Annotated in this window: 18 protein-coding genes; 7 read left to right on the top strand and 11 right to left on the bottom strand. The window is 56.3% G+C overall.

What is annotated here, in order from left to right; all coding sequences use genetic code 11:
* Nucleotides 1-13 precede the first annotated feature (13 nt).
* Nucleotides 14-5,446: an alpha-2-macroglobulin family protein gene (locus tag BUB72_RS13900; protein ID WP_073144854.1), complete on the bottom strand. Its 5,433-nt coding sequence runs from the start codon at nt 5,444-5,446 to the stop codon at nt 14-16.
* 163 nt (nt 5,447-5,609) lie between these two features.
* Between BUB72_RS13900 and BUB72_RS13895 the strand changes: the two genes are divergently transcribed.
* Complete coding sequence (locus BUB72_RS13895; protein ID WP_245814858.1) at nt 5,610-7,715, top strand: ATP-binding protein; 2,106 nt, start codon at nt 5,610-5,612, stop codon at nt 7,713-7,715.
* Here the strand turns inward: BUB72_RS13895 and BUB72_RS13890 are convergent.
* Nucleotides 7,706-8,704: an asparaginase gene (locus tag BUB72_RS13890; protein ID WP_073144849.1), complete on the bottom strand. Its 999-nt coding sequence runs from the start codon at nt 8,702-8,704 to the stop codon at nt 7,706-7,708. The genes BUB72_RS13895 and BUB72_RS13890 overlap by 10 nt on opposite strands.
* 167 nt (nt 8,705-8,871) lie before the next feature.
* On the opposite strand from BUB72_RS13890, the gene BUB72_RS13885 reads away from it, so the two are divergent.
* The 3 genes from BUB72_RS13885 (at nt 8,872) to rlmN (ending at nt 11,351) form a co-directional block, all read left to right on the top strand.
* The gene (locus tag BUB72_RS13885) at nt 8,872-9,402 is read left to right on the top strand and encodes an invasion associated locus B family protein (protein WP_073144847.1); all 531 of its coding nucleotides are present in this window, start codon (nt 8,872-8,874) and stop codon (nt 9,400-9,402) included.
* A gap of 95 nt (nt 9,403-9,497) precedes the next feature.
* Complete coding sequence (locus BUB72_RS13880) at nt 9,498-10,115, top strand: Hint domain-containing protein (RefSeq protein WP_083588681.1); 618 nt, start codon at nt 9,498-9,500, stop codon at nt 10,113-10,115.
* Between the two features lie 42 nt (nt 10,116-10,157).
* Nucleotides 10,158-11,351 carry a dual-specificity RNA methyltransferase RlmN gene (gene rlmN / locus BUB72_RS13875; RefSeq protein WP_073144843.1) on the top strand — a complete coding sequence of 398 codons (1,194 nt, stop codon included), beginning with the start codon at nt 10,158-10,160 and terminating at the stop codon, nt 11,349-11,351.
* Nucleotides 11,352-11,427: 76 nt separating this feature from the next.
* Here the strand turns inward: rlmN and BUB72_RS13870 are convergent, their stop codons facing one another.
* Nucleotides 11,428-11,607, bottom strand: coding sequence for a hypothetical protein (locus BUB72_RS13870; protein ID WP_073144841.1), 180 nt, complete (start codon nt 11,605-11,607; stop codon nt 11,428-11,430).
* A 156-nt stretch (nt 11,608-11,763) separates the two neighbouring features.
* On the bottom strand, nt 11,764-12,366 hold the full coding sequence (locus tag BUB72_RS13865; protein ID WP_073144839.1) for a L,D-transpeptidase: 603 nt from the start codon (nt 12,364-12,366) through the stop codon (nt 11,764-11,766).
* A gap of 159 nt (nt 12,367-12,525) precedes the next feature.
* Between BUB72_RS13865 and dalA the strand changes: the two genes are divergently transcribed.
* Nucleotides 12,526-13,035, top strand: a complete 510-nt coding sequence (gene dalA, locus BUB72_RS13860) for a divisome-associated lipoprotein DalA (protein WP_073144836.1) — start codon at nt 12,526-12,528, stop codon at nt 13,033-13,035.
* Nucleotides 13,036-13,045: 10 nt separating this feature from the next.
* Here dalA and BUB72_RS13855 read toward each other — a convergent pair whose 3' ends face one another.
* The 6 genes from BUB72_RS13855 to BUB72_RS13830 all read right to left on the bottom strand — a co-directional run bounded on the left by BUB72_RS13855 (nt 13,046) and on the right by BUB72_RS13830 (nt 17,325).
* Nucleotides 13,046-13,543, bottom strand: a complete 498-nt coding sequence (locus BUB72_RS13855) for a L,D-transpeptidase family protein (RefSeq protein ID WP_073144834.1) — start codon at nt 13,541-13,543, stop codon at nt 13,046-13,048.
* A 77-nt stretch (nt 13,544-13,620) separates the two neighbouring features.
* Nucleotides 13,621-14,487, bottom strand: a complete 867-nt coding sequence (locus BUB72_RS13850; protein WP_139250687.1) for an SDR family oxidoreductase — start codon at nt 14,485-14,487, stop codon at nt 13,621-13,623.
* The gene (queG, locus tag BUB72_RS13845) at nt 14,484-15,512 is read right to left on the bottom strand and encodes a tRNA epoxyqueuosine(34) reductase QueG (protein ID WP_073144828.1); all 1,029 of its coding nucleotides are present in this window, start codon (nt 15,510-15,512) and stop codon (nt 14,484-14,486) included. Before queG ends, BUB72_RS13850 begins: the two co-directional genes overlap by 4 nt.
* Nucleotides 15,509-16,174 carry an FtsZ-binding protein FzlA gene (fzlA, locus tag BUB72_RS13840; protein ID WP_073144826.1) on the bottom strand — a complete coding sequence of 222 codons (666 nt, stop codon included), beginning with the start codon at nt 16,172-16,174 and terminating at the stop codon, nt 15,509-15,511. The genes queG and fzlA overlap by 4 nt, the downstream gene beginning before the upstream one ends.
* Nucleotides 16,175-16,231: 57 nt before the next feature.
* Nucleotides 16,232-16,999 (bottom strand): monofunctional biosynthetic peptidoglycan transglycosylase, encoded by a 768-nt coding sequence (gene mtgA / locus BUB72_RS13835; RefSeq protein WP_073144823.1) that lies wholly within the window; start codon nt 16,997-16,999, stop codon nt 16,232-16,234.
* Between the two features lie 56 nt (nt 17,000-17,055).
* Nucleotides 17,056-17,325 carry an I78 family peptidase inhibitor gene (locus BUB72_RS13830; RefSeq protein ID WP_073144821.1) on the bottom strand — a complete coding sequence of 90 codons (270 nt, stop codon included), beginning with the start codon at nt 17,323-17,325 and terminating at the stop codon, nt 17,056-17,058.
* Nucleotides 17,326-17,430: 105 nt separating this feature from the next.
* Between BUB72_RS13830 and BUB72_RS13825 the strand changes: the two genes are divergently transcribed.
* A complete protein-coding gene (locus tag BUB72_RS13825; RefSeq protein ID WP_073144956.1) occupies nt 17,431-18,543 on the top strand; it encodes an S-(hydroxymethyl)glutathione dehydrogenase/class III alcohol dehydrogenase in 1,113 nt (370 codons plus the stop codon).
* Entirely contained in the window at nt 18,543-19,259 is a 717-nt protein-coding gene (locus tag BUB72_RS13820; RefSeq protein WP_073144819.1) for an NYN domain-containing protein, read from the top strand. The genes BUB72_RS13825 and BUB72_RS13820 overlap by 1 nt, the downstream gene beginning before the upstream one ends.
* On the opposite strand, the gene BUB72_RS13815 is transcribed toward BUB72_RS13820, so the two are convergent.
* Nucleotides 19,256-19,873 carry a TetR/AcrR family transcriptional regulator gene (locus tag BUB72_RS13815; RefSeq protein ID WP_073144817.1) on the bottom strand — a complete coding sequence of 206 codons (618 nt, stop codon included), beginning with the start codon at nt 19,871-19,873 and terminating at the stop codon, nt 19,256-19,258. The genes BUB72_RS13820 and BUB72_RS13815 overlap by 4 nt on opposite strands.
* Nucleotides 19,874-19,876: the final 3 nt, after the last annotated feature.

Genomic DNA, 19,876 nt, shown 5'->3' with positions numbered 1-19,876 from the left:
CGGGCAAGCCTCACTAGCGGACGACCTGCACACGTCCCTCGTCGGTGCGGGCGCGGTAGAACGGGCGATACATATCTTCGACGCTTGCCGCAGGGTGGTGATAATCCCCGGGTGCCACGGCGCGCAGAATATAGGCCAGCTGAAACTCCTTCTTGCCATAGTGATCAACTGCGGCAAGGAACCTATCGTCGCGAAACTCCGAGTTGCGGACATTTGCGTCGGTATTGAGCCACGGTAGCGATTTGACGTCACCGCTGCGCAACAGGTTCGGGTTATCGATCTCGAAACCGGCAGGCAACGGATCGTTCACCATCAGTCTTGCTTCACCCGTGGCAAGCGGGGTCACGGTCAGGACTGAAACCAAGCGTGTTCCCGACGCCACGCGACCGGCATCAACGGGATTTCCGTCCAGATCATAGTAATCGCGCGCTATCCGGTATCCGTTTCCACCAGCTTCCACAGGGTCATCAGAGACGCCGATGGCCGTGAGTGTCACGATTGTTGCATCGGGCGAGGTATTGGTGATCTCGACAGGTTGCTGCGCATCCTCGTCCAGAACCTTGACCAATGGCCCGTCCACGATATCGCCATTCAACGACAGCCCCGTCCCTTGGCGGTCAATCAGTGCGTTGGCTGCCAGCAGTGTCCACACGGATTCCTGCGTCGAGCGCCCGACCACATCTCCGATGGAAGGTGCAATCTGCGCGCCGATCTCGGCCACGTTCAGCACGTTTGATCCGGCTTCGACGGCCAACGTCAGAACGGCAGCGGCATCCCGCAGGTCGGTGCCGTAATCGTCACGCCATACTTGTGCATTCCCCGTTGGCTTGTCCAAGAGGTTGGCTGCACGTCTAAACATTGCGTCGGCGCGCGACGGGTCACCGTAGGATGCAAGTGCCGCGCCCAATTGTGCTGCCGCCAAGGCTGTGGCGAAATCCGAAGCTTTCGTATCTGCATAGTACCGCAGGTCTCCGATAGATGCGGCACCCTCCCGGGCCAGAACCAGCAGGGCGTAGGCAAGGCCTTCACCGCCATACTCGAAGTCAGGCGCGCTGTTCACTTCGTTGCGCAGGTTATCGAGCGCTTGTCTGAACGCCACTTGCGGCACGTCATGGCCCTGCGCCCGTGCTCTGCTCAAGAAGTCGGTCACGTATGAATCGAGCCACAAATCGCCACGGTCGGGCCGCCAAAGCCCGAAAGCCCCGTTGGATGCCTGATTGGTCAGAACCAACGATATGGACTGGCTGATCCGCTCCGCGATGCCATCGCGGTCTTCCAGACCCATCGCGCGGGCGACCTGATCAAGATAGAGTAACGGCAACGCCTTCGACGTCACCTGCTCGGTGCAACCATAAGGGTACCTGTCGAGCGCGTTGAGCAATCCTGCCACGTCAAACCGGGCCAACGGACCTGCCGCAAGCGTCACGGAGCTGGAGCCAGCGGCGAACCCCGCGAAAGCGTTTTCATCCAGCGTAAATGTTCCGCCCGCCGCCAATGAGAACTGGCTGCGCCGTTGAATAGGCGGGTCGTTCCGGCGCAGCTCGATCCGGTGCGTTTGGTTCAGCGTTCGGCCATCAGGCAGCGTGAGCGCGACATCCACTGAAACAGCGTCGGTCCCTTCTGCGGTAAACGGCATGGATAGGCGTACTGTTTCCTTATCGCCAAGCGTCACAGAGTTCGGGACCTCGCCCGTGAGGCGCGCACCGCTCGCACGAACAGACAGTGGCATGTCTCCTGTCGGACCGTCCGCATGCACGATCTCCAACAAAAGCTGACTGCTGTCACCCGGTGCCAAGAAGCGCGGCAACGTGGCGGCCACCACGACGGGGTCGCGCACCAGTACCTCGGCATCCGCTTCGCCAACCCCGTCTTTCGACCAGACGACCGCCATCAAACGAACCGAACCATTGAAGGCCGGTAGGTCGAACACGGTCTCTACGATACCATCTGCACCGACTTTCAAAGGGCCGCTGACATAGGCCACGAGTTCTTCGGTTGGTGGTGGCGATTTTGCGCGAAGCTGCGCGCTTGCGTCGCCACCAGAGCGCACGGCGCCCAAGGCCCCTGTGGTGCCGTCAATGAGGCGGCCATAGACATCGCGAATGGCGACGCCCAGCTTGCGCTGACCGAAGTAATGATCCGAGGCATCCGGCGGCGTGAATCCCGTCAGATTGAGGATGCCCTGATCCACCGCGGCGATCATCGCGTAGACTTCGCCATCCGCGTTATCAACTTTGAGCCGTGCTGTGAGCGGGCCACGCGGAGCGGCCTCCTCGGCAGTTTCGAATTCCGCCGAGAGTTTCGCATTTTCAGGGTCTACAGACGCATGGGACAAGCCCAAAGCGCGCGCAGGGTTCTGACCTGCCACGGCATCCATCGGGCGCAGAACGGATGCAGACACATACGCCCCGCTTCCCCAGTCGTCTGTGACAGGAAGTGTGATCAGGTTCTCGCCCTCGGACACCTCAACCGCCTTCATATCAATCAGGCGGTTTGACATCACAGTGACCAAGGCCGTGCCCGCATAGCGCGACACGATGCGAAGCGTTGCAGTATCGCCGGACTTGTAGAGTTCCTGATCAAGAGAGGCTTCGAGGAGATCGGGTGTTTGAGCGGCGTCGGCACTTGCGTACCAACCGGCAGTGAAGCTCATCGAGGTCGCAACATAAGGGCCGTCAACGCGCTCGACCTTGATTTCGTATTCGCCCCACTCAACTGGTGCGCCGATTTGCAACGGCGCGCCCGCCGTCACGGTTGCGTCGCCGGATGCCACACTGCTGCGCGTGGTGATCGGGTCCCAGTACCAATTGCCGTAGTTTGAGTACCACTGATACTCGGTCCGCACGCGATTGATGGTCCAACGGACTTGCATGTCTTGTGGTGTCAGGTCGGGGGCCAGCGCGACAATATTGAAATTCGCCTCGGCATTTTCAGGCAAAACGCCATCAAAGCCCGGCTTGACTCCGATCAGCGGTTTATCGAGCAAAAGGGGCCGCGTGATACGGCGCTCGATCGGGCGGTTAGAGCCTTCGCGGACACGAACGACAACTTCAGCTTCCAACGGTTGCATCACCTCGGTCAACTCAGGCACATCAAGCAGTGCGGTTGCCATGCCAGCCACATCAGTGCGGACATTAGAGACAAAGCCGCTACGAATGGGGCGGAACGGGGTGTCGTGACGCCCGAAGCGGTACCCCTTGAAGCCATCCAGAGAGCCGGACGCACGAAGGACCATGTCGCCCTCGACCGCGAGGTCTGCGCCGGGCGCGCCGAACAGATATCGCGCCTCAATCCCAAGCTCGGGGGCATTCTGGCCCGCGATCATAGGTCCTTCGGGGAGCGTGAGAGTCGCGTCGATACGTTCCGGCAGAAAATCCTCCACCAACAGGTTTTGCGTAGACAGCGCAGGTGCGTCGGGGTCCGCAAATATGGCTAGGGTCCATGTGCCGCGAGGAACTTCCGTGCCAAGCGGCATCGCAAACATGCGGCCACCCGCGCCTGCATCCTGCTCGGTGGTTCGTGAATATTCGACGCCGTCAGGGCGGCTTAGGACTGCTGTAAGCGACAAATCATCAATCGACTTGGCCGTACCGTCCCGCGCGAGGGCCAAAGCGTTGATAGTTTCGCCTGCGCGGTAAGCCCCGCGCTCGGTGGTCACGAACAGATCGACGGGCTTAGCGGGCGCGTTGCCTTCTACACCGCGATCCGACAGATCAAATTCGGGGTCGCGTAGGGACAGAAACGCAAAGTCGTCGTCTTTTTGGACCGTCAGCAAACCGGGTGCGGCCGCACCGAGACCACGAATAAGGCCGGCATCAAAGCGGGCATAGCCTTCCGCATTGGTCATTACCGTATCCAACACTTCGTTGGCGCGGGAGATCAGCGAAACGGAAACCCCCTCTTTCGCCGCAACGTCGGAAAGACCGCGCACGAACACATGCATGCCGTCGACGCCCTCAAGGCTGGTCAGGCCAAGATCACTAATCACAAACCACTGCGTTGCGGGGGAAGCTTCATTGGTTGATTTACCCGAGACAGATGCCTGCAGAGCGTACACCCCTGGTTGCATCTGCCCCACGATATCGGAAACCGGCAGTCGGGTCGTGACATCACGGTTCAACTCGGTCTGAACGTCGCCTGTGCCTTTCCACACCTCAACACCCATGGAGGAGCGGAACTCCCGCTCGCCATAATAGCTAAGCGGTCGGGCGAAGAAGTCGCTTTGCATTGTGCGCAAGATGTTTCGGTCCGACACCTTATAAAGCGTCAGGTCCAACTTGTCGGTATTGACAGCGACCACAGGCAACGCGGCATCGCCGCTGCTTGGCAAGATATAGGCACGCCCGGGGAAGCGGACGGACGGGGCGCGGTCGCGCACGTATTGGGTAATCTCTATCGGCTTTTGTAATACTTCACCGGAGTCTGCGGGCAGGCCTTGGCGCAAGGTGAAGCGATAGCGCTCGCCGTGATTCAGGCCACCAAGACAAAGCTGACGATCTTGCGCTTCAATGCTGAGCCCTTCGATCTGTGACTGCACAAAGGACGTGTAGTCGGTGGTTTTGGACAATGGCTCGGAAAACGCGACGCAAATCCGCGGTTCCTCGGAATTGCTTTCAACATCTGTGTCAGCCACGTTGAAGCCGAACAGGCCGATCACCCGATCCAAGGCTTTTTCTGTGTCATCTCTGGGCTGCGAGGACTGCGCAAGCCGCAGCGGCGCGATGGCGTCACGCCCCCTGCCGTTCTGTTCAAACGCCTTCGCCATCGTCGTCAACGCATTGACAGACATCGCAGGGTTGGGCGCGCGTAAATAAGCGTTGATGGAGGCGGTCAAATAGAGCCGGTTAAACTCGCGTCGTTTGCTTGAATCTTTCTTGGCAGCCGACGCGGCATCGCGGGAAAACTGCTCCCATAGATCAGAGCGGTCCTCGACCGTGAGCCCAGCACCAATGAAACGCATCGCGACGTCGGGGTTACCTTCGCCACGGGATTTCGCCGCCGCTTCGACAAACTGTTGGGCCGTAAACGCATTTGCAGCATAGCGGCTCGTCATGGTGGATGCTTGCGTGAGGGCAGCGTTTAAATCGCGTTCGGTCAAGAATGGCGCTTGATCGCGCTGGGCTTCCGCTAATTGCAGCTCGGCTAGTGTCGCGTCACTAACCCTGACCGACAACGCGCCTTCAAAAGGCTCGCTCTGCGTGATGTCCGATTTGGGGAAACAAGCGCTGGATTTGGTGTTGAAGGTGAACGCCTTGCAAGACGCATCGGTCAGGCAGGCGCGCGTGCAGGCGTCGAAGCTGGTGTCGAAGATATTGGTGAGGTCACTGCCGTAGAAATCCACATTGCGCGACAGGGTCATGCGCCGCTCCGGGATCAGGCCGTCGGCAAGCGCTGCCGTTGCGGTCGCGACTGCAATAATACCTGCGAAGAGAATGCGGAACGCCATGATAACCTCGTTTTTCTGAATACTCCCTCAGGGTTGCACGACCACAGCGAGTCGGGCAACCCAATCACGTTAAGTGGGTGTTCACCAAGTTCAGCAAATCTGTGCCGATATACAGGCAGACGATTCGAGGATGATGGAACACTCCCTAGCAAATCACGACCTCATGCAGGAGCGGCGTGCCCGGTTGGCTGCTGAACGGTTATTGGAGCAAAAGCAAGCAGAGCTGACGGCTGCCAATCGCAAACTGTCTGCCCACGCTTTGGATCTGTCTGGTCAGATCGTGGATCAAAGGCGCGTTGTGCAAGAGCTGGAAGGGCAAAACACACGCGTGGCCAAGGACCTTGTCGCGGCCAATCACAAAGTGGTTGCCGTGGAGCGACTGCTTTGGGACGCGATTGACACCATCCGCGACGGTTTCGCTCTGTTTGACGCAAAACTGAACCTGATCGCGGCCAATCCGCCCTATCTCGCTGCTTTTGAGGGCGCGGGCGATATCGGTCCGGGATCAGGGTATGATGAAATTCTTGATCTTTGTATCGACGAAGGCATCGTTGATTTGCGTGGCCAAAAACCGGAAGACTGGCTCGACATGATGCAAGGTCGCTGGACCGGCGCAGAAATTGAACCGATCACCCTTCGTTTTTGGAACGGCGTTTACGTCAAAATTATGGACCGACGCACCTCGGATGGTGGCGTCGTGTCGATGGTACTCAACATCACCGAAAATATCCTGCGCGAAGACGAGCTGCGGGACGCACGGGATAAGGCGCAAGCTGCCGACCGTGCGAAATCCGCATTCCTCGCAAAGATGAGCCACGAATTGCGCACCCCGATGAACGGCGTCGTCGGAATGGCAGACCTGCTGCTTGAAAACGGACTAGACGAAGAATGCACGCTTTACGCCCAGACGATCCGCAGCTCAGGTGAGGCATTGCTAGATATCATCAACGATGTTTTGGATTTTTCAAAGATTGAAGCAGAGAAAATCCAGCTCAAGCCGCAACCATTTGATCTGGAGCGGCTGGTCCAGGATGTTGGTTTGATTGTCGGCCCGACCGTCCAGCAAAAAGGACTGGATTTTCAGATCGACTATGATCAGTTTCTGCCCGCCGAGTTTGTCGGTGACCATGGCCGTATCCGCCAGATTCTGACCAATCTTGTGGGTAACGCCGTGAAGTTTACCGATGAAGGCCACGTCATGGTCCGCGTCGTCGGAATCGTCGATGACGCAACCCGAAGCTGCCAACTGCATTTCACCATTGAAGACAGCGGGCTTGGGGTCGACACGTCTATGGTTGATCACATCTTTGGCGAGTTCAATCAGATCGAAGACGAGGCGAACCGCAAATTCGAAGGCACCGGATTGGGCCTCGCCATCACCCGTAAGTTGGTTGAGCAGATGGGAGGCGAAGTCTGGATCACCAGCGTCAAGGACGAAGGTGCCTGCTTTGGGTTTCAGATAAACCTGCCGCTGGTTTCTGATGCCGAAGCGGTGCCGAACATGATCCCGAAGACAATCAAGTCCGCAATCGTCATCGAGCCCAACGCCATGGACCTCGACATTCTTACACGGCAGATGGAACTGTTGGGCCTGCCGATGATCGCATTGCCGAACGCCGCAGCGGCGAAGACCGATATGGCTCCCGACATCATTTTCGTCGGTCATCACCACGAGTTTTGCGACGGACCCTCCACAATCGAAACCGTAGGTCGCGTTTTTCCTGATGTCCCGATAGTTGCAATGATCTCCCCCGCTGATCCGGCCACTGTCCCAACCAGCATCCCTACGCTTCGAAAACCATTTCATCGTCAGGACCTTTTTGACTGTCTAGCGAAAGCTGCACATACGCCAGTGCCTGAAAAAGAGACCCGTCAGTTGCGCATTCTGGCCGCGGAAGACAACAAAACCAACCAGCTGGTGTTTCGCAAAATGCTCAAGACAGTGACCGCTGATTTGACCATGGCGTCCAATGGCGTCGAGGCTGTCGAAGCCTTTGAGCACGGGCATTTTGATCTGGTGTTTATGGACATCTCGATGCCCGAGATGGACGGAATGGAAGCAAGTCGCTCCATTCGTCAATTGGAGAGCGCTCGCGGCTCTAACCCCGTTCCGATCATCGCTATGACAGCACACGCGATGGCGGGTGACGAGGAACGGATTAGGGAGGCAGGGATTAGCCACTACCTGACCAAACCGCTAAAGAAGGATAAAATTCACGCCCTCATAGAAGAACTTTCGCCCACGGAAACCGCTCCGTTTCAAAGCTGAATAAAGCCCGGGCTTAGGCGCATGTGGCCTGTGATCAGTCCGTTCCAGTTCGTAATTGGACCATGCAGCCGCTTCTTGGCCATTGGATGATTTGCATCGAGAGCCCCGTACTTCACCAAAAGCCCTGCGATTGCGGCCTCGGCGGCTCTCGTCCCGCCATCGACGATTTTCAACGCCATGCCTAGGCCTTGTTCAGGCAGGATCGCGACGAAAACCGCCTCTGCACCCGTTTTGATCGCAACCTTACCGTCCATCGCCCGCATCAGTTCGGTGCAAGCACGCCCTTCACCTGCGACCAGATCGGGATGGGCCCGCATCGCGTCAACCAAGCGGGTCGACGCCTTTGCGCGCGCATCTGATCCGGTCGGCTTGGCCATTCGGGCCATCGCCCGCGCCAGACCTGACACCGTTGTCGAAAAATTCGGCGCGGAGCACCCGTCGATCCCGTAAAACTCGGCCGTCTCTCCAGTCATTTCCTCGAAGGCTGCGCGGGCCGCGCGTTGAACGGGATGATCAACCTCCACGTAGTCCTGACCTGCACCAAGATGCTTGTTGAGTGTTAGAAACCCGCTGTGCTTGCCGGAACAATTGTTGTGAATTTGGCATGGCTGCTTGCCGGCACGGATCAGCGCCTCGTGCGCATCTTTGTCAGACGGTTTTTGCGGGCCGCAGCGGAAATCCGAAACCTGTAGGCCGAGGGTATCCAACCAAACCTGCACTCGGTCGGTGTGAATCGCGGCCCCTTTGTGAGACGCGCAAGACAGTGCCAATTGCTCCGGCGTCAATCCGTATGCGTCAGCGGCACCGCTTTCGATCAAAGGTAAGGCCTGCAACATCTTGCACGACGAACGCGGATAGATCACCTTTTCGTCATCACCCCATGCTTCGACCACGTTTCCACTGGAGTCGCACACGACCGCATGGCCCAGATGTTGTGATTCAAGCAGGTCGCCCCGCCAGATTTCGACCATCGGGATCGGTTGTGTCATAGACGCCTCCTTCTAAAGCGAAAATCCGCCAATTGGGCTTCCCCAACACATGCATTCTGGGCTATCGTTTGGCAATCGAGATAATAATATGCTGTGCTGGCACAAGTTGAATCCGTTAAGGGTCGTTCAGCACACAAGAGGCAGAAACAGCTGGAGCTGTGAGATACATGAAAAAAGTGCTGCAAAGCATGGCCGTAAGCGCGGCCCTTATTCTGGCCACTGGCCCCCTTTCCGCTCAGGAGCAATCCACAAATCGCGTTGCGTCCAAAACGGACTGGAGCGTGTTTGTCGAGGACAACCCGACGCAGTGTTGGATCGTATCCAGCCCTAAGGAAGTCGTGAACACCAAGGGTGGCCGCGTTGTGGCTGTGACCCGCGGCGACACGCTTATGTTCGTGAGCTATTGGCCCGGTGCCGGAAAGCTGGGCGAAGTTTCCTTCACCGGTGGCTACCCCTACCCGGACGGTGCAACTGTCAGCCTGAAAATCGGCGACAGCGAGTATGAGTTGTTCACCAGCGGTGAAACTGCTTGGGCGCCGACCCCTGCGGATGACAACAAGATCATCTCTGCCATGAAACGCGGTGCAGACGCTGTCATCACCGGTGTGTCGAAACGCGGCACGACAACGAAAGATTCGTTCTCACTGCTCGGCTTCACCGCCGCGCTGGAGGATGCCGCGAAGCGTTGCGGCGGGTAATTTAGTCAAATTTTTCAGGGTTAAGGGATCGGCTGCCAAGGTTCCTTAACTCGCTAACTCTAAGACCGGGACAACCGGCCAACAGGCAGCATCAAATGACAATCCACACCAGTACTACATCCATCCGTCTTCCCGTTGAAAAGAAGCCGGTCGCCGTCCGCCTTTCCCCCGCGGGGTTGAGCGTGGGAACGCCCGTCATGACCAGCACCGGGGAACGCTTTGTCGAGGACTTAAAATCCGGCGACCGCATATTGACCAAAGACCTTGGTATGCAAACCATCAAGTGCATTGCCTTCAGGGACGTGGACTTGACTGCGAAGCCTGAGAAATCCCCGATCCGCATACCTTCAGGTATATTCGGTGGTGATCGCCCAAGCGCGGACTTGTTTCTTGCACCCACTCAGCGAATTGCACTGCGGCACCAAATGTTCGACATGCTGTTTTCAGCGCGGGAAGTTCTGATTTCCGCCAAAGATATGTTGCACATAGACGGGGTTCGCCAAGTCGAAGGATTGCGAGGCGTAACCTATGTCTCCTTGGGGTTCCTTCAGAGCCATCTGCTCTATTGCGGGAATCTGGCAGTAGACTTGGGCCCGAGCGATCGCTCGTCCAACCGGCCCGCCCTTTCCGGAGAAGAAGCACGGCTTGCCTGCAGTCTTGTACGCCCGCAGGTCACCCATCCACAGCATGTGGCTGGTTTCCCTTTGCACTAATTTGGTGTATTCGGCGGTCTTCCTGCTCTCTGTGAGGCTCTGATGTCCGCGAACGCTCCTATCACGCAAGATTTAGTAACCATACCGCGCAAGCTGCCCGACAGCGACCGTGTCAACTTGGTTGGCCTGACCAGAGATGGCCTGCGCGACGCATTGATTGCTGCGGGGACCCCTGAAAAGCAGGCGAAGATGCGAACCGGTCAAGTGTGGCAATGGCTATACCAGAAGGGTGTACGTGACTTTGACAGCATGACGAACCTTGCCAAAGACTACCGCGCTCTGCTGGCCGAGAAGTTCGAAATCGCCCTTCCCGAAGTTGTGACCCGTCAGGTCAGCACCGATGGCACGCGCAAATATCTGGTGCGGATCGCTGGCGGTCATGAGGTGGAGGTCGTCTACATCCCCGAGGAGGATCGCGGCACCTTGTGCATATCCAGTCAAGTTGGATGCACGTTGACCTGCTCATTCTGCCACACCGGCACGCAAAAGCTGGTGCGCAATCTGACTGCGGGTGAAATCATCGGGCAAGTCATGCTGGCCCGCGATGATCTGGGTGAGTGGCCAGAACCGGGGCATAACCCGAATGACGAGGCGCGGCGCAAGCTGTCCAACATCGTGCTGATGGGCATGGGCGAGCCGCTCTACAACTTCGAAAACGTGCGCGATGCGATGAAAATCGCGATGGATCCGGAGGGAGTCAGCCTTTCTCGCCGTAGAATTACGTTGTCGACCTCAGGTGTCGTGCCAGAGATTGCCCGAACAGCCCAAGAGATCGGCTGCCTACTGGCGGTGTCCTTCCACGGCACGACGGACGAGATTCGTGACAAGCTGGTCCCGATCAACAAGCGTTGGAATATTGAAGAACTGCTCGCTTCGCTCAGGGCATATCCCAAGGCGTCGAATAGCGAGCGGATAACCTTTGAGTACGTGATGCTCAAGGACGTTAACGATTCTGATGAGGACGCGTATCGGTTGGTCGAACTGATCAAGGGCATTCCCGCGAAAATCAATTTGATTCCGTTCAACGAATGGCCCGGCGCCCCTTATGAGCGATCGTCAAACAACCGTATCAGGGCGTTTTCCGAGATCGTCTATCAGGCGGGGTATGCCTCACCTGTTCGCAAACCGCGTGGCGAAGACATCATGGCGGCGTGCGGCCAGTTGAAATCCGCGACGGAGCGCGCGCGTAAATCTCGCAAGCAGATCGAGGCAGACGCAGGACTGTCCAAAGACTAAGAAAACTTACATCCTGAACGTAGAAAAGGCGCCCGATTGCTCGGACGCCCCTTCAAACAGTTGGTTTAGCGTGCGCTTAGGAAGAAGCAGCGGCAGCAGCCAGAACCAGGAACAACAGTGGAATCAGAATGCCACCAGCCGAAGAAGAAGTTTCTTCAACGATTACAGGCTCTTCGATGATTGGGTCGGAAAGACCACCAGCGAAAGCAGAAGAAGCGGCTGCAGTGAAAACTGCTGCAAGTACGATTTTTTTCATCTCAATTTATCCTTCCAAGACACGCCCGCTGGAACCAGACTATCCGGTCCATCCACAGGCACCCAAGACAGTATCTCGTGACATTCTATAACCAAGGTTGAGAGGTTAATACAATGCCCCGACCCATCAGGTCAGATTCAACTATTCAGAATGTCGTCAAATTAGCAACACTTGTGTGCCCACTTTCGCTTTGGCGAATACCTCGGCGATGTGTTCGTTGAACAAACCGATGCATCCGTTCGACGAACGACGCCCGATTTTGCGCGTGTCGTGCGTCCCGTGAATGCGGTAATAGGTCCAACCAAGATACAGCGCATGCGTCCCCAACGGATTATCCGGGCCCGCTGGCACAAAGTCGGGCCATTCGGGGTTACGCTTTTTCATCGCAGGGGTCGGGCTCCAAGTTGGGCCGTCAACCTTACGCACAATACTGGTGCGACCGCGTCGGGTTAGGTCTTCTGAAAGCGGAACCGACGAAGGATATAAGCTATAATTCCCGTCTTCAGTCCACATGTGAAGGGCGCGACTATCAATATCCACAAGAATCGCACCATTGCGAAGGTTGCTGAAATGGGGCTGCCAGGTCAGCGACCGGAAGCTTGACATATTGCGGCGCACGACTTCAGTCAGATCCCGCTCATTCTCCGTCGTATCCGCGCCATTTTGCGCGAACGCGGGGACCGCAAGGCTGCTAGCGGCGGCACCAGCGCTAAGTAGGAAGTGGCGGCGGTTCACGCCAATTAAATTCTGTTTGCTCATGGAACATACCCTCCTCGAGTAAGTCTTCACCCCCTTAATATGGCGAGAATGCCTCAATCACAAATCAAACAATGATGTGATCGGCCATTTTTCACCACCGTGTTTGATCAGTCTCACGGTTCAGTTTAAGCATTGGCAAAATTCTAAGGAATAAATGGTATGGCAAGACTGATCCTCATCCTGATCTCCGCGTTCTTCGCGCTCTCGGCGTGTACGCCCACTGCACCGACAGTCGGCCCGGATGGCAAACCGCTTCCACGCGTTTACCGAATCAAGACTAAAGACACCGCGGCAATTCAGTTCCGTGTGCTCGATTCCGTCAACGCGTTGCGCGTCGCGGCGGGCAAAGGCTCTTTGGAGCTTGATAGCAAACTGACCGCAGCGGCTGCGACGCATTCGCGCGACATGTCTGTTCAGAACCGCCCTTGGCACTTTGGCTCTGATGGCTCTTCACCGCTCGATCGTGTTGCCCGCACTGGGTATGAGGGTGAAATGGTCGGGGAAAATATCTCTGAATCCTACGAAAACGAGTCCGAGACTGTAGCAGCCTGGATGGAAACACCTGCAACCCGCGATGTTATCTTGTCACCACGCGCCCGCAAGATGGGCTTCTCGTGGTTCCAAGAGCCTAGCGGAAAAATCTGGTGGACGATGGTAACGGGCAGCTAAGGCTGCCCGCTTACGGGAATATGTCGATAACCGTTCCGTTCTTCACCATCGCATAAAGCAGTCTCATTTCGCCATTTCTGATAGCGATACAGCCCGCAGTCCAGTCCGGACCGCGTTTACCTTTCAGGTTGGGCTGGCCGTGGATGAAAATATCGCCTCCGGGCGATTTGCCAATGGTGCGGGCATAGGCACGATCCGCTTCATTCGGGTAAGATATCCCCAATGACAGGTAAAACGAGCTGTTCGGATTGCGTCGATCAATGGTGTAGCGCCCTTCGGGTGTGCGCCCGTCGCCTTCAAACTGCTTGTGGCCCAGAGCACCAAACCCCAGATCAACATCGAAGGTTTTAAGGACACGGTTTCCGTGGAAAACCTTCAGCAATCTCTGACCCTTATGGATTTCGACCTTCGTTACCTCAGGGCCATTATAAGTGATAAATTTTGACGAGCATGCCGACAACACCAACAAAGAGGCCAATAAAAGACCGCGCAAAACCACAAAACGCATATGAGCTACCATCCCAGTTTTTGGAGACTATAACCAAAAATCGATCCCGCAGGAATCCACTAAATTCACCGTCACGCCTATGTGTTTTCGGCGGCAAGTAGCGCCTGAAGTCCACTACGGTAGTCTGGATAGCGCAAAGTCACCCCCAGCTCATCCTTGATGCGATCGTTACGCACGCGTTTCGATTCGGCATAGAAGCTTCGCGCCATTGGGGTCATGTCTGCGGATTCGAAGTCGACCGCCTCTGGCAATGGCATCCCCAACAGCTTGGCTGCATACCCGATCACGTCTTGTGGAGGAGCCGCATCATCATCGCAGAGGTTGTAGATCGCACCGGCGTTGGGACGCCGGATCGACGCTTCCAGAACTTGCGCAATATCGTCGACATGGATGCGGCTGAAGACCTGACCATCTTTGATTATGCGCCGCGCCGTCCCGTTCCGAACCTTTGAAAACGGCCCACGGCCCGGCCCGTAAATGCCCGCTAAACGGAAAATATGAAGCGGCAGACCCGTTTCGGATGCCAGATCTTGCCATGCAGCTTCGGCCTCGACCCGCCGCTTTCCGCGTCGAGTTGAAGGGGTGAGGGGAGTCGACTCATCCACCCAGCCTCCATTGTGGTCACCGTAGACGCCCGTCGTCGACAAGTAGCCAACCCATTCCAGCTTGTCGGCGACCTTCGAGATTTGCGAACGAAGCTCGTTCAAAACCGGATCACCGCGCTCGTCTGGCCCAGCCGATACAAGCAAATGTGTCGCTCTGGCCAAATGTGAGTCCATGCCCGTGGACGGCCAAATAACGGCCTGCACGCCGTCCTGCTTCAAGCTTTCCACCTTTTCCCGAGATCGAGTGGTTCCTGTGACGGTCCAGCCTTGATCAAGCAAAATCCTCGACAACGCCTGAGCGGAATACCCGTGTCCAAAGCTTAAAAGATGCGGCATCAGCTCAACCTTTTAACTGCCCAACGCGCGGCGTCGGCAATGGTAGGGTCTGAATCATGAATATGAGCGCGTGCTGAATTAACCAATTCCGCGTTTTCGGAGTTCCCGATGGCATACAGCACGTTGCGGATGAAACGGTCCCGCCCAATTCGTTTGATTGGCGAGCCGGAAAACTTCGCACGGAAGGCTGCATCATCTAGGGCCACCAATTCCGAGAGCGCTGGCGCGCGCAGATCGTCACGTGCAGCATAGCGCAGCTCCGTCGCGTCTTTAGCAAACTTGTTCCAAGGGCAAACCGCAAGGCAATCATCGCAGCCGTAGATGCGGTTTCCAAGCTTGCCGCGCAATTCTTCGTCGATCGGTCCTTTGTGCTCGATTGTCAGATAAGAGATGCAACGCCGTGCATCCAACTGGAACGCAGCGGGAAACGCGTCGGTCGGGCAAATGTCCAAGCAGGCGCGGCAAGTGCCACAATTGTCTGTTTGGGCCTGATCAGGCTCTAACTCCACGGTGGTGAAGATCGCACCAATAAAGAACCAGTTGCCCAGATCACGGGACAGGACATTCGTGTGTTTCCCTTGCCAGCCCAGTCCAGCCGCCTGTGCCAACGGCTTTTCCATAACGGGTGCGGTATCCACGAAAACTTTGATCTCGACCCCTTCGGCCTGATCTATCAACCAGCGACCAACGCGCTTCAGGCGTTTTTTTACGATGTCGTGATAGTCGCGGTTCTGCGCATAAACCGACACCGCCGCGCGGTCGCGTAGCTTCAGCGTTTCCAGCGGGTCGTGATCGGGCGAGTACACCTCAGCGAGCATGATAACCGAGCGGGCCTCGGGCCAAAGCGCGGATGGATCACCCCGCCATGTCATGCGCTCGGCCATCCACCCCATTTGGCCGTGGCGTCCTTCGTCAACATAGCTGCTTAGACGATCCGGCGCTTGAGGAATGGCATCTGGTGTGCAGATACCCATTTTCGCGAATCCTTCCGCCAGAGCTTGCTGCTTCAGCCGGTCCTTTAAACTCAAAAATCCAGATCCGCATAGTGCGGCGGCTGGATGAAGCCCGGCACCTGATCCGCAAGGATGGACCGGAAGGCGGGGCGAGATTTTATCTTCGCATACCAGTCCTTGACGTTAGCATTCCTGTTCCAGTCCACGTCACGAATGTAATCGAGGCATGAGAAATGGGCGGCGGCGGTGAAATCTGCCAAGCTGAGCTGATCGCCCCCCAACCAACGGCGTTGATCCAGCAGCCAGCCCATATAGTCGATGTGGTATTTGATCTTTTGCGCGCCCAGCTTCACGTTCCGGCTTTCAGGGTATCCTTGCCCCATGATCTTTTTGTTGACCCGCTCGTATAGAAGCTTCGATGTGACCTCTTGGTGAAACTTGTCGTCAAACCAAAACACAAGTCGACGCACCTCCGCGCGATCTTCCGGCTTCTTGGGAAGCAGGGCCGGCTCTGGAATGACTTCCTCCAGATACTCGCAGATGGCCTGACTTTCGCTCAAGGTCTGGCTGTCGATCTTCAGGATAGGCACCTTACCTGCGGGGTTGCGCTGCATGAAGTCGGCGCTTTGCTCCCAGTAACGCTCCTCAACCAGCTCAACCTCAACCTTCTTTTCAGCCAAAACAAGGCGCACCTTGCGGCAAAACGGAGAGAGCGGAGCGTGGTAAAGGCGGTTCATCACATTATCCAATGAGAGAATTCAGTCTGTTTGTCATGGCAATGTTGGAAAGGTTTTTCAACCTTCGAAACACTGATTGCGCCCGTCAGCGCGGATCGTAGCCGCCCCGGCAGCGATAGATCGCGCACGTTTTTGAATGTATGCGGACGGCCTTTTTGCCGAGCGCCCCTTCGGATTTGGCAATATCGCAGCAAGCAAAGAGGCTTGGCGCATAGTCAAATCCTTGGCGTCGACGCCAAAGTACCAAGGTGCTGCGGCACCGACGCCGAACACACCTTCATCGAACTCTGCGACATTCATGTAGACTTCCAAGATGCGACGCTTGGTCCAAATCGTCTCAACCACTGGTGTGATCGCAGCCTCGAGTGCCTTTCGCGTCCAGTTCCGCCCGTGCCAGAGAAATACGTTCTTTACGGTCTGCTGCGAAATGGTCGATGCACCGCGTCCACCACCATCTTCTAGCGCATCGCGGATCGCGGCCATGTCGAAACCCCAGTGATTGCAAAAGTTTGCATCTTCGGCAGCCACAATTGCATGTGCCATATGCGGCGAGATGGTTTCGAAATCGCGCCAGTCGCGCCTTGTATCCTCCAGCCGCCAGTTTTCAGAGAAAATATAGGCGGTCGTAGGGGGATTCACGAATGCGTAAAGCACCACGACAGTGAAAATGAACAGTGCTACCGCAATCACCAAGCGCCATCCCCAACGTACCGCCAGATAAGGCACCACGCCAATCCACCAGAAAATGGAGCGTTTGGGTTTTTCCTGCCTGATTTTCGAAGCTGGTTTAGCCCGTTTCTGGGGTTTCTTTACTGCCTTTGCCATATCGATGTTCTACCCCTATTGCGGGTGCGGTCAAAGGTCTGACGTGTGAGGGATCGCTAGCGGCAGGTTACGCTGGAAATCAAACCGGACCTATCGATATCAATGGTTAACCGATCGGGGCTGAAATCCATGGTGATAACGTCATCAGGGCGCAGAACCCGCGAAGATTTGGGCAAATCCACGTTGTCCAATGCCGACGCCTTTTTACCAAGCAAGCTGTAATAGGCCTCCGCGCCACAACGCGGTTGCCCGTCAAAATCTGCAGGATCTGCGAATTGATCATCACAGGCGGCAAGCAGGAGCAGAAGTGGCAAAAGGAATCGCATCACAGCGGTTTACTGCGTCTGACATACGAGAGCAAACCCATGGCGATTGATTTCAGCGCGACTATGCGCAAGGTTGACCTCAACGCACTGAAAGAGGATCACAACATGCGCACCAGAGCAGCCGTCGCCGTCGAAGCAGGGAAACCGCTTGAAATCATGGATGTGAATCTGGACGGCCCCCGCGAAGGTGAGGTGCTTGTTGAGATGAAAGCTACGGGAATTTGTCATACCGACGAGTTCACTCTGTCCGGTGCGGATCCTGAAGGTCTGTTCCCTGCCATTCTTGGGCATGAGGGTGCGGGTGTGGTTGTGGATGTTGGGCCCGGCGTCACGACCCTGAAAAAGGGGGATCATGTTATCCCCCTCTACACGCCTGAATGCCGTGAGTGCGAATACTGCCTGAACCCGAAAACCAATCTGTGTCAGTCTATCCGGTCAACACAAGGGCAGGGGCTTATGCCAGACGGGACATCCCGGTTCTCGACCCTCGATGGTGATCCGATTCTGCACTACATGGGCTGCTCAACTTTTGCGAACCACTCGGTTGTTCCAGAGATCGCTTTGGCCAAAGTTCGCGAAGACGCCCCATTTGAGAAAATTTGCTACATCGGCTGCGGTGTCACAACCGGAATTGGTGCCGTAATCAATACCGCCAAAGTCGAGATCGGGTCGCGCGCCATCGTGTTCGGGCTTGGTGGCATTGGCCTGAACGTCATTCAAGGCCTTCGACTTGCCGGGGCAGATCAGATCGTCGGCGTGGACATCAACCCGTCGAAGGTCGAGATGGCGACGCGTTTCGGCATGACAGATTTCGTAAATCCCACCGAGGTTGACGGCGATCTCGTTGCCTATCTGGTCGCCCTTACAAAGGGTGGCGCGGACTATACGTTTGATGCGACTGGCAATGTTGGCGTGATGCGGACCGCTTTGGAAGCTGCGCATAAGGGCTGGGGTGAATCGATCATCATCGGAGTGGCGCCCGCAGGTGCGGAAATCAGTACTCGACCCTTCCAGTTAGTCACAGGCCGCAGCTGGCGTGGCACTGCTTTTGGTGGCGCACGTGGCCGCACCGATGTTCCCAAGATTGTTGACTGGTACATGGACGGCAAAATTGAAATCGACCCAATGATCACGCATACAATGGGGCTCGACGACATCAACAAAGGTTTCGATTTGATGCATTCAGGCGAGTCGATCCGGTCAGTCGTGATCTACTAGTGGCTGAGCGTTCTCGACAGCTCTACGCGGTGTTAATCGACGCCGACAATATTCCTGCGGACAATGCGGAGGCGGTTTTGAAAGAGGTCACGACCTTTGGCGAGCCGGCTTTGCGACGCGTCTATGGTGATTGGTCGAGTGGGCAACTGAAGAAATGGACGGATAAAATCCGGGCGCTTGGCTTGGTAGCCCATCAGGAAACCGCAAATACCAAGGGCAAGAACGCGTCCGATATCGGTTTGGTCATTGACGCTATGGATATATTGCACACGGGTCGCTTTGACGGGTTTGTGCTGGTTTCGTCGGACAGTGACTTCACCCGTCTCGCGTCGCGCATCAGGGAAGAGGGTCTGGAAGTTATCGGAATTGGCGAACGCAAGGCACCGGAAGCCCTTCGAAACGTGTGCAACCGGTTTATCTTTATAGAAAACCTGATTGAGGAACCCGCGCCTGCGCGTGGAAGTGATCCCAAACCATCCACCACGAAAGAAAACCCGACCAAGGCAACGCCCCTGATCCTGAGGGCCATGGACAAGATGAACACTGATGACGAGTGGTATGACTTGGGTGCGCTGGGTCAGCTCGTGATGGCGGACAATCCGGATTTCGACACGCGCACATATGGTGAGAAAAAGCTAAGTGACCTAATGCGTAAGTTGAAGCATTTCGAGACGCGCAAAGACGGCAACAAACTTATGCTGCGGCGGGTTAACTAGACACCGTATCGCGCCAAGAACATGTCAACTGCCCCGTCGATGATGCGGTCCACTTCGGCGTCGGTCGGCTTTTCGATGATATTGAAGATCATCTTCACGAAGATTTCCGACTTCACGAGTTCTTGGAATTGCATTGCGGCAAGACCCAGATCGTCGATCTTCAACTCGCCACGTTCGCAGGCATGCTTGAAATATTCGCTCAGGCGGTCTTCCAACAGTTTAGGGCCAGACGCATAGAATTCACGGCCGAGTTCTGGAAAACGATCCGACTCGGCCACGCAAATCCGGAAGATGCGCTGCGCGAAGTTGGAGGTCAGAAACTCCATCATTTTATGCGACATGATCGTCAGCATTTCGCGGACCGGAACATCGGTTGAATCCACCTGTAAGGCGCGATCAGCCTGCGAGGCGCATTCCTGCTTGGCAACCTCGATGAACAGAATGCGCTTGTCCGGAAAATAGCTGTAGAGCGTGGCTTTCGAGACGCCGGCTTCACGCGCGATCAAGTCAACACTTGCACCTTCGAAACCCTGCGCCAGAAACACGTCGCGCGCACCTGCGATCACTTGATCGTATTTGCGGCCGCGTTTGATTTCAGGTGTGTTTCCGTCCAAGTG

It is taken from the genome of Litoreibacter ascidiaceicola, assembly GCF_900129235.1.
Classification (GTDB): Bacteria; Pseudomonadota; Alphaproteobacteria; order Rhodobacterales; family Rhodobacteraceae; genus Litoreibacter; species Litoreibacter ascidiaceicola.
The sequence above is the reverse complement of the archived record's forward strand: the minus strand, read 5'-3'. Positions and strand labels throughout refer to the sequence as shown.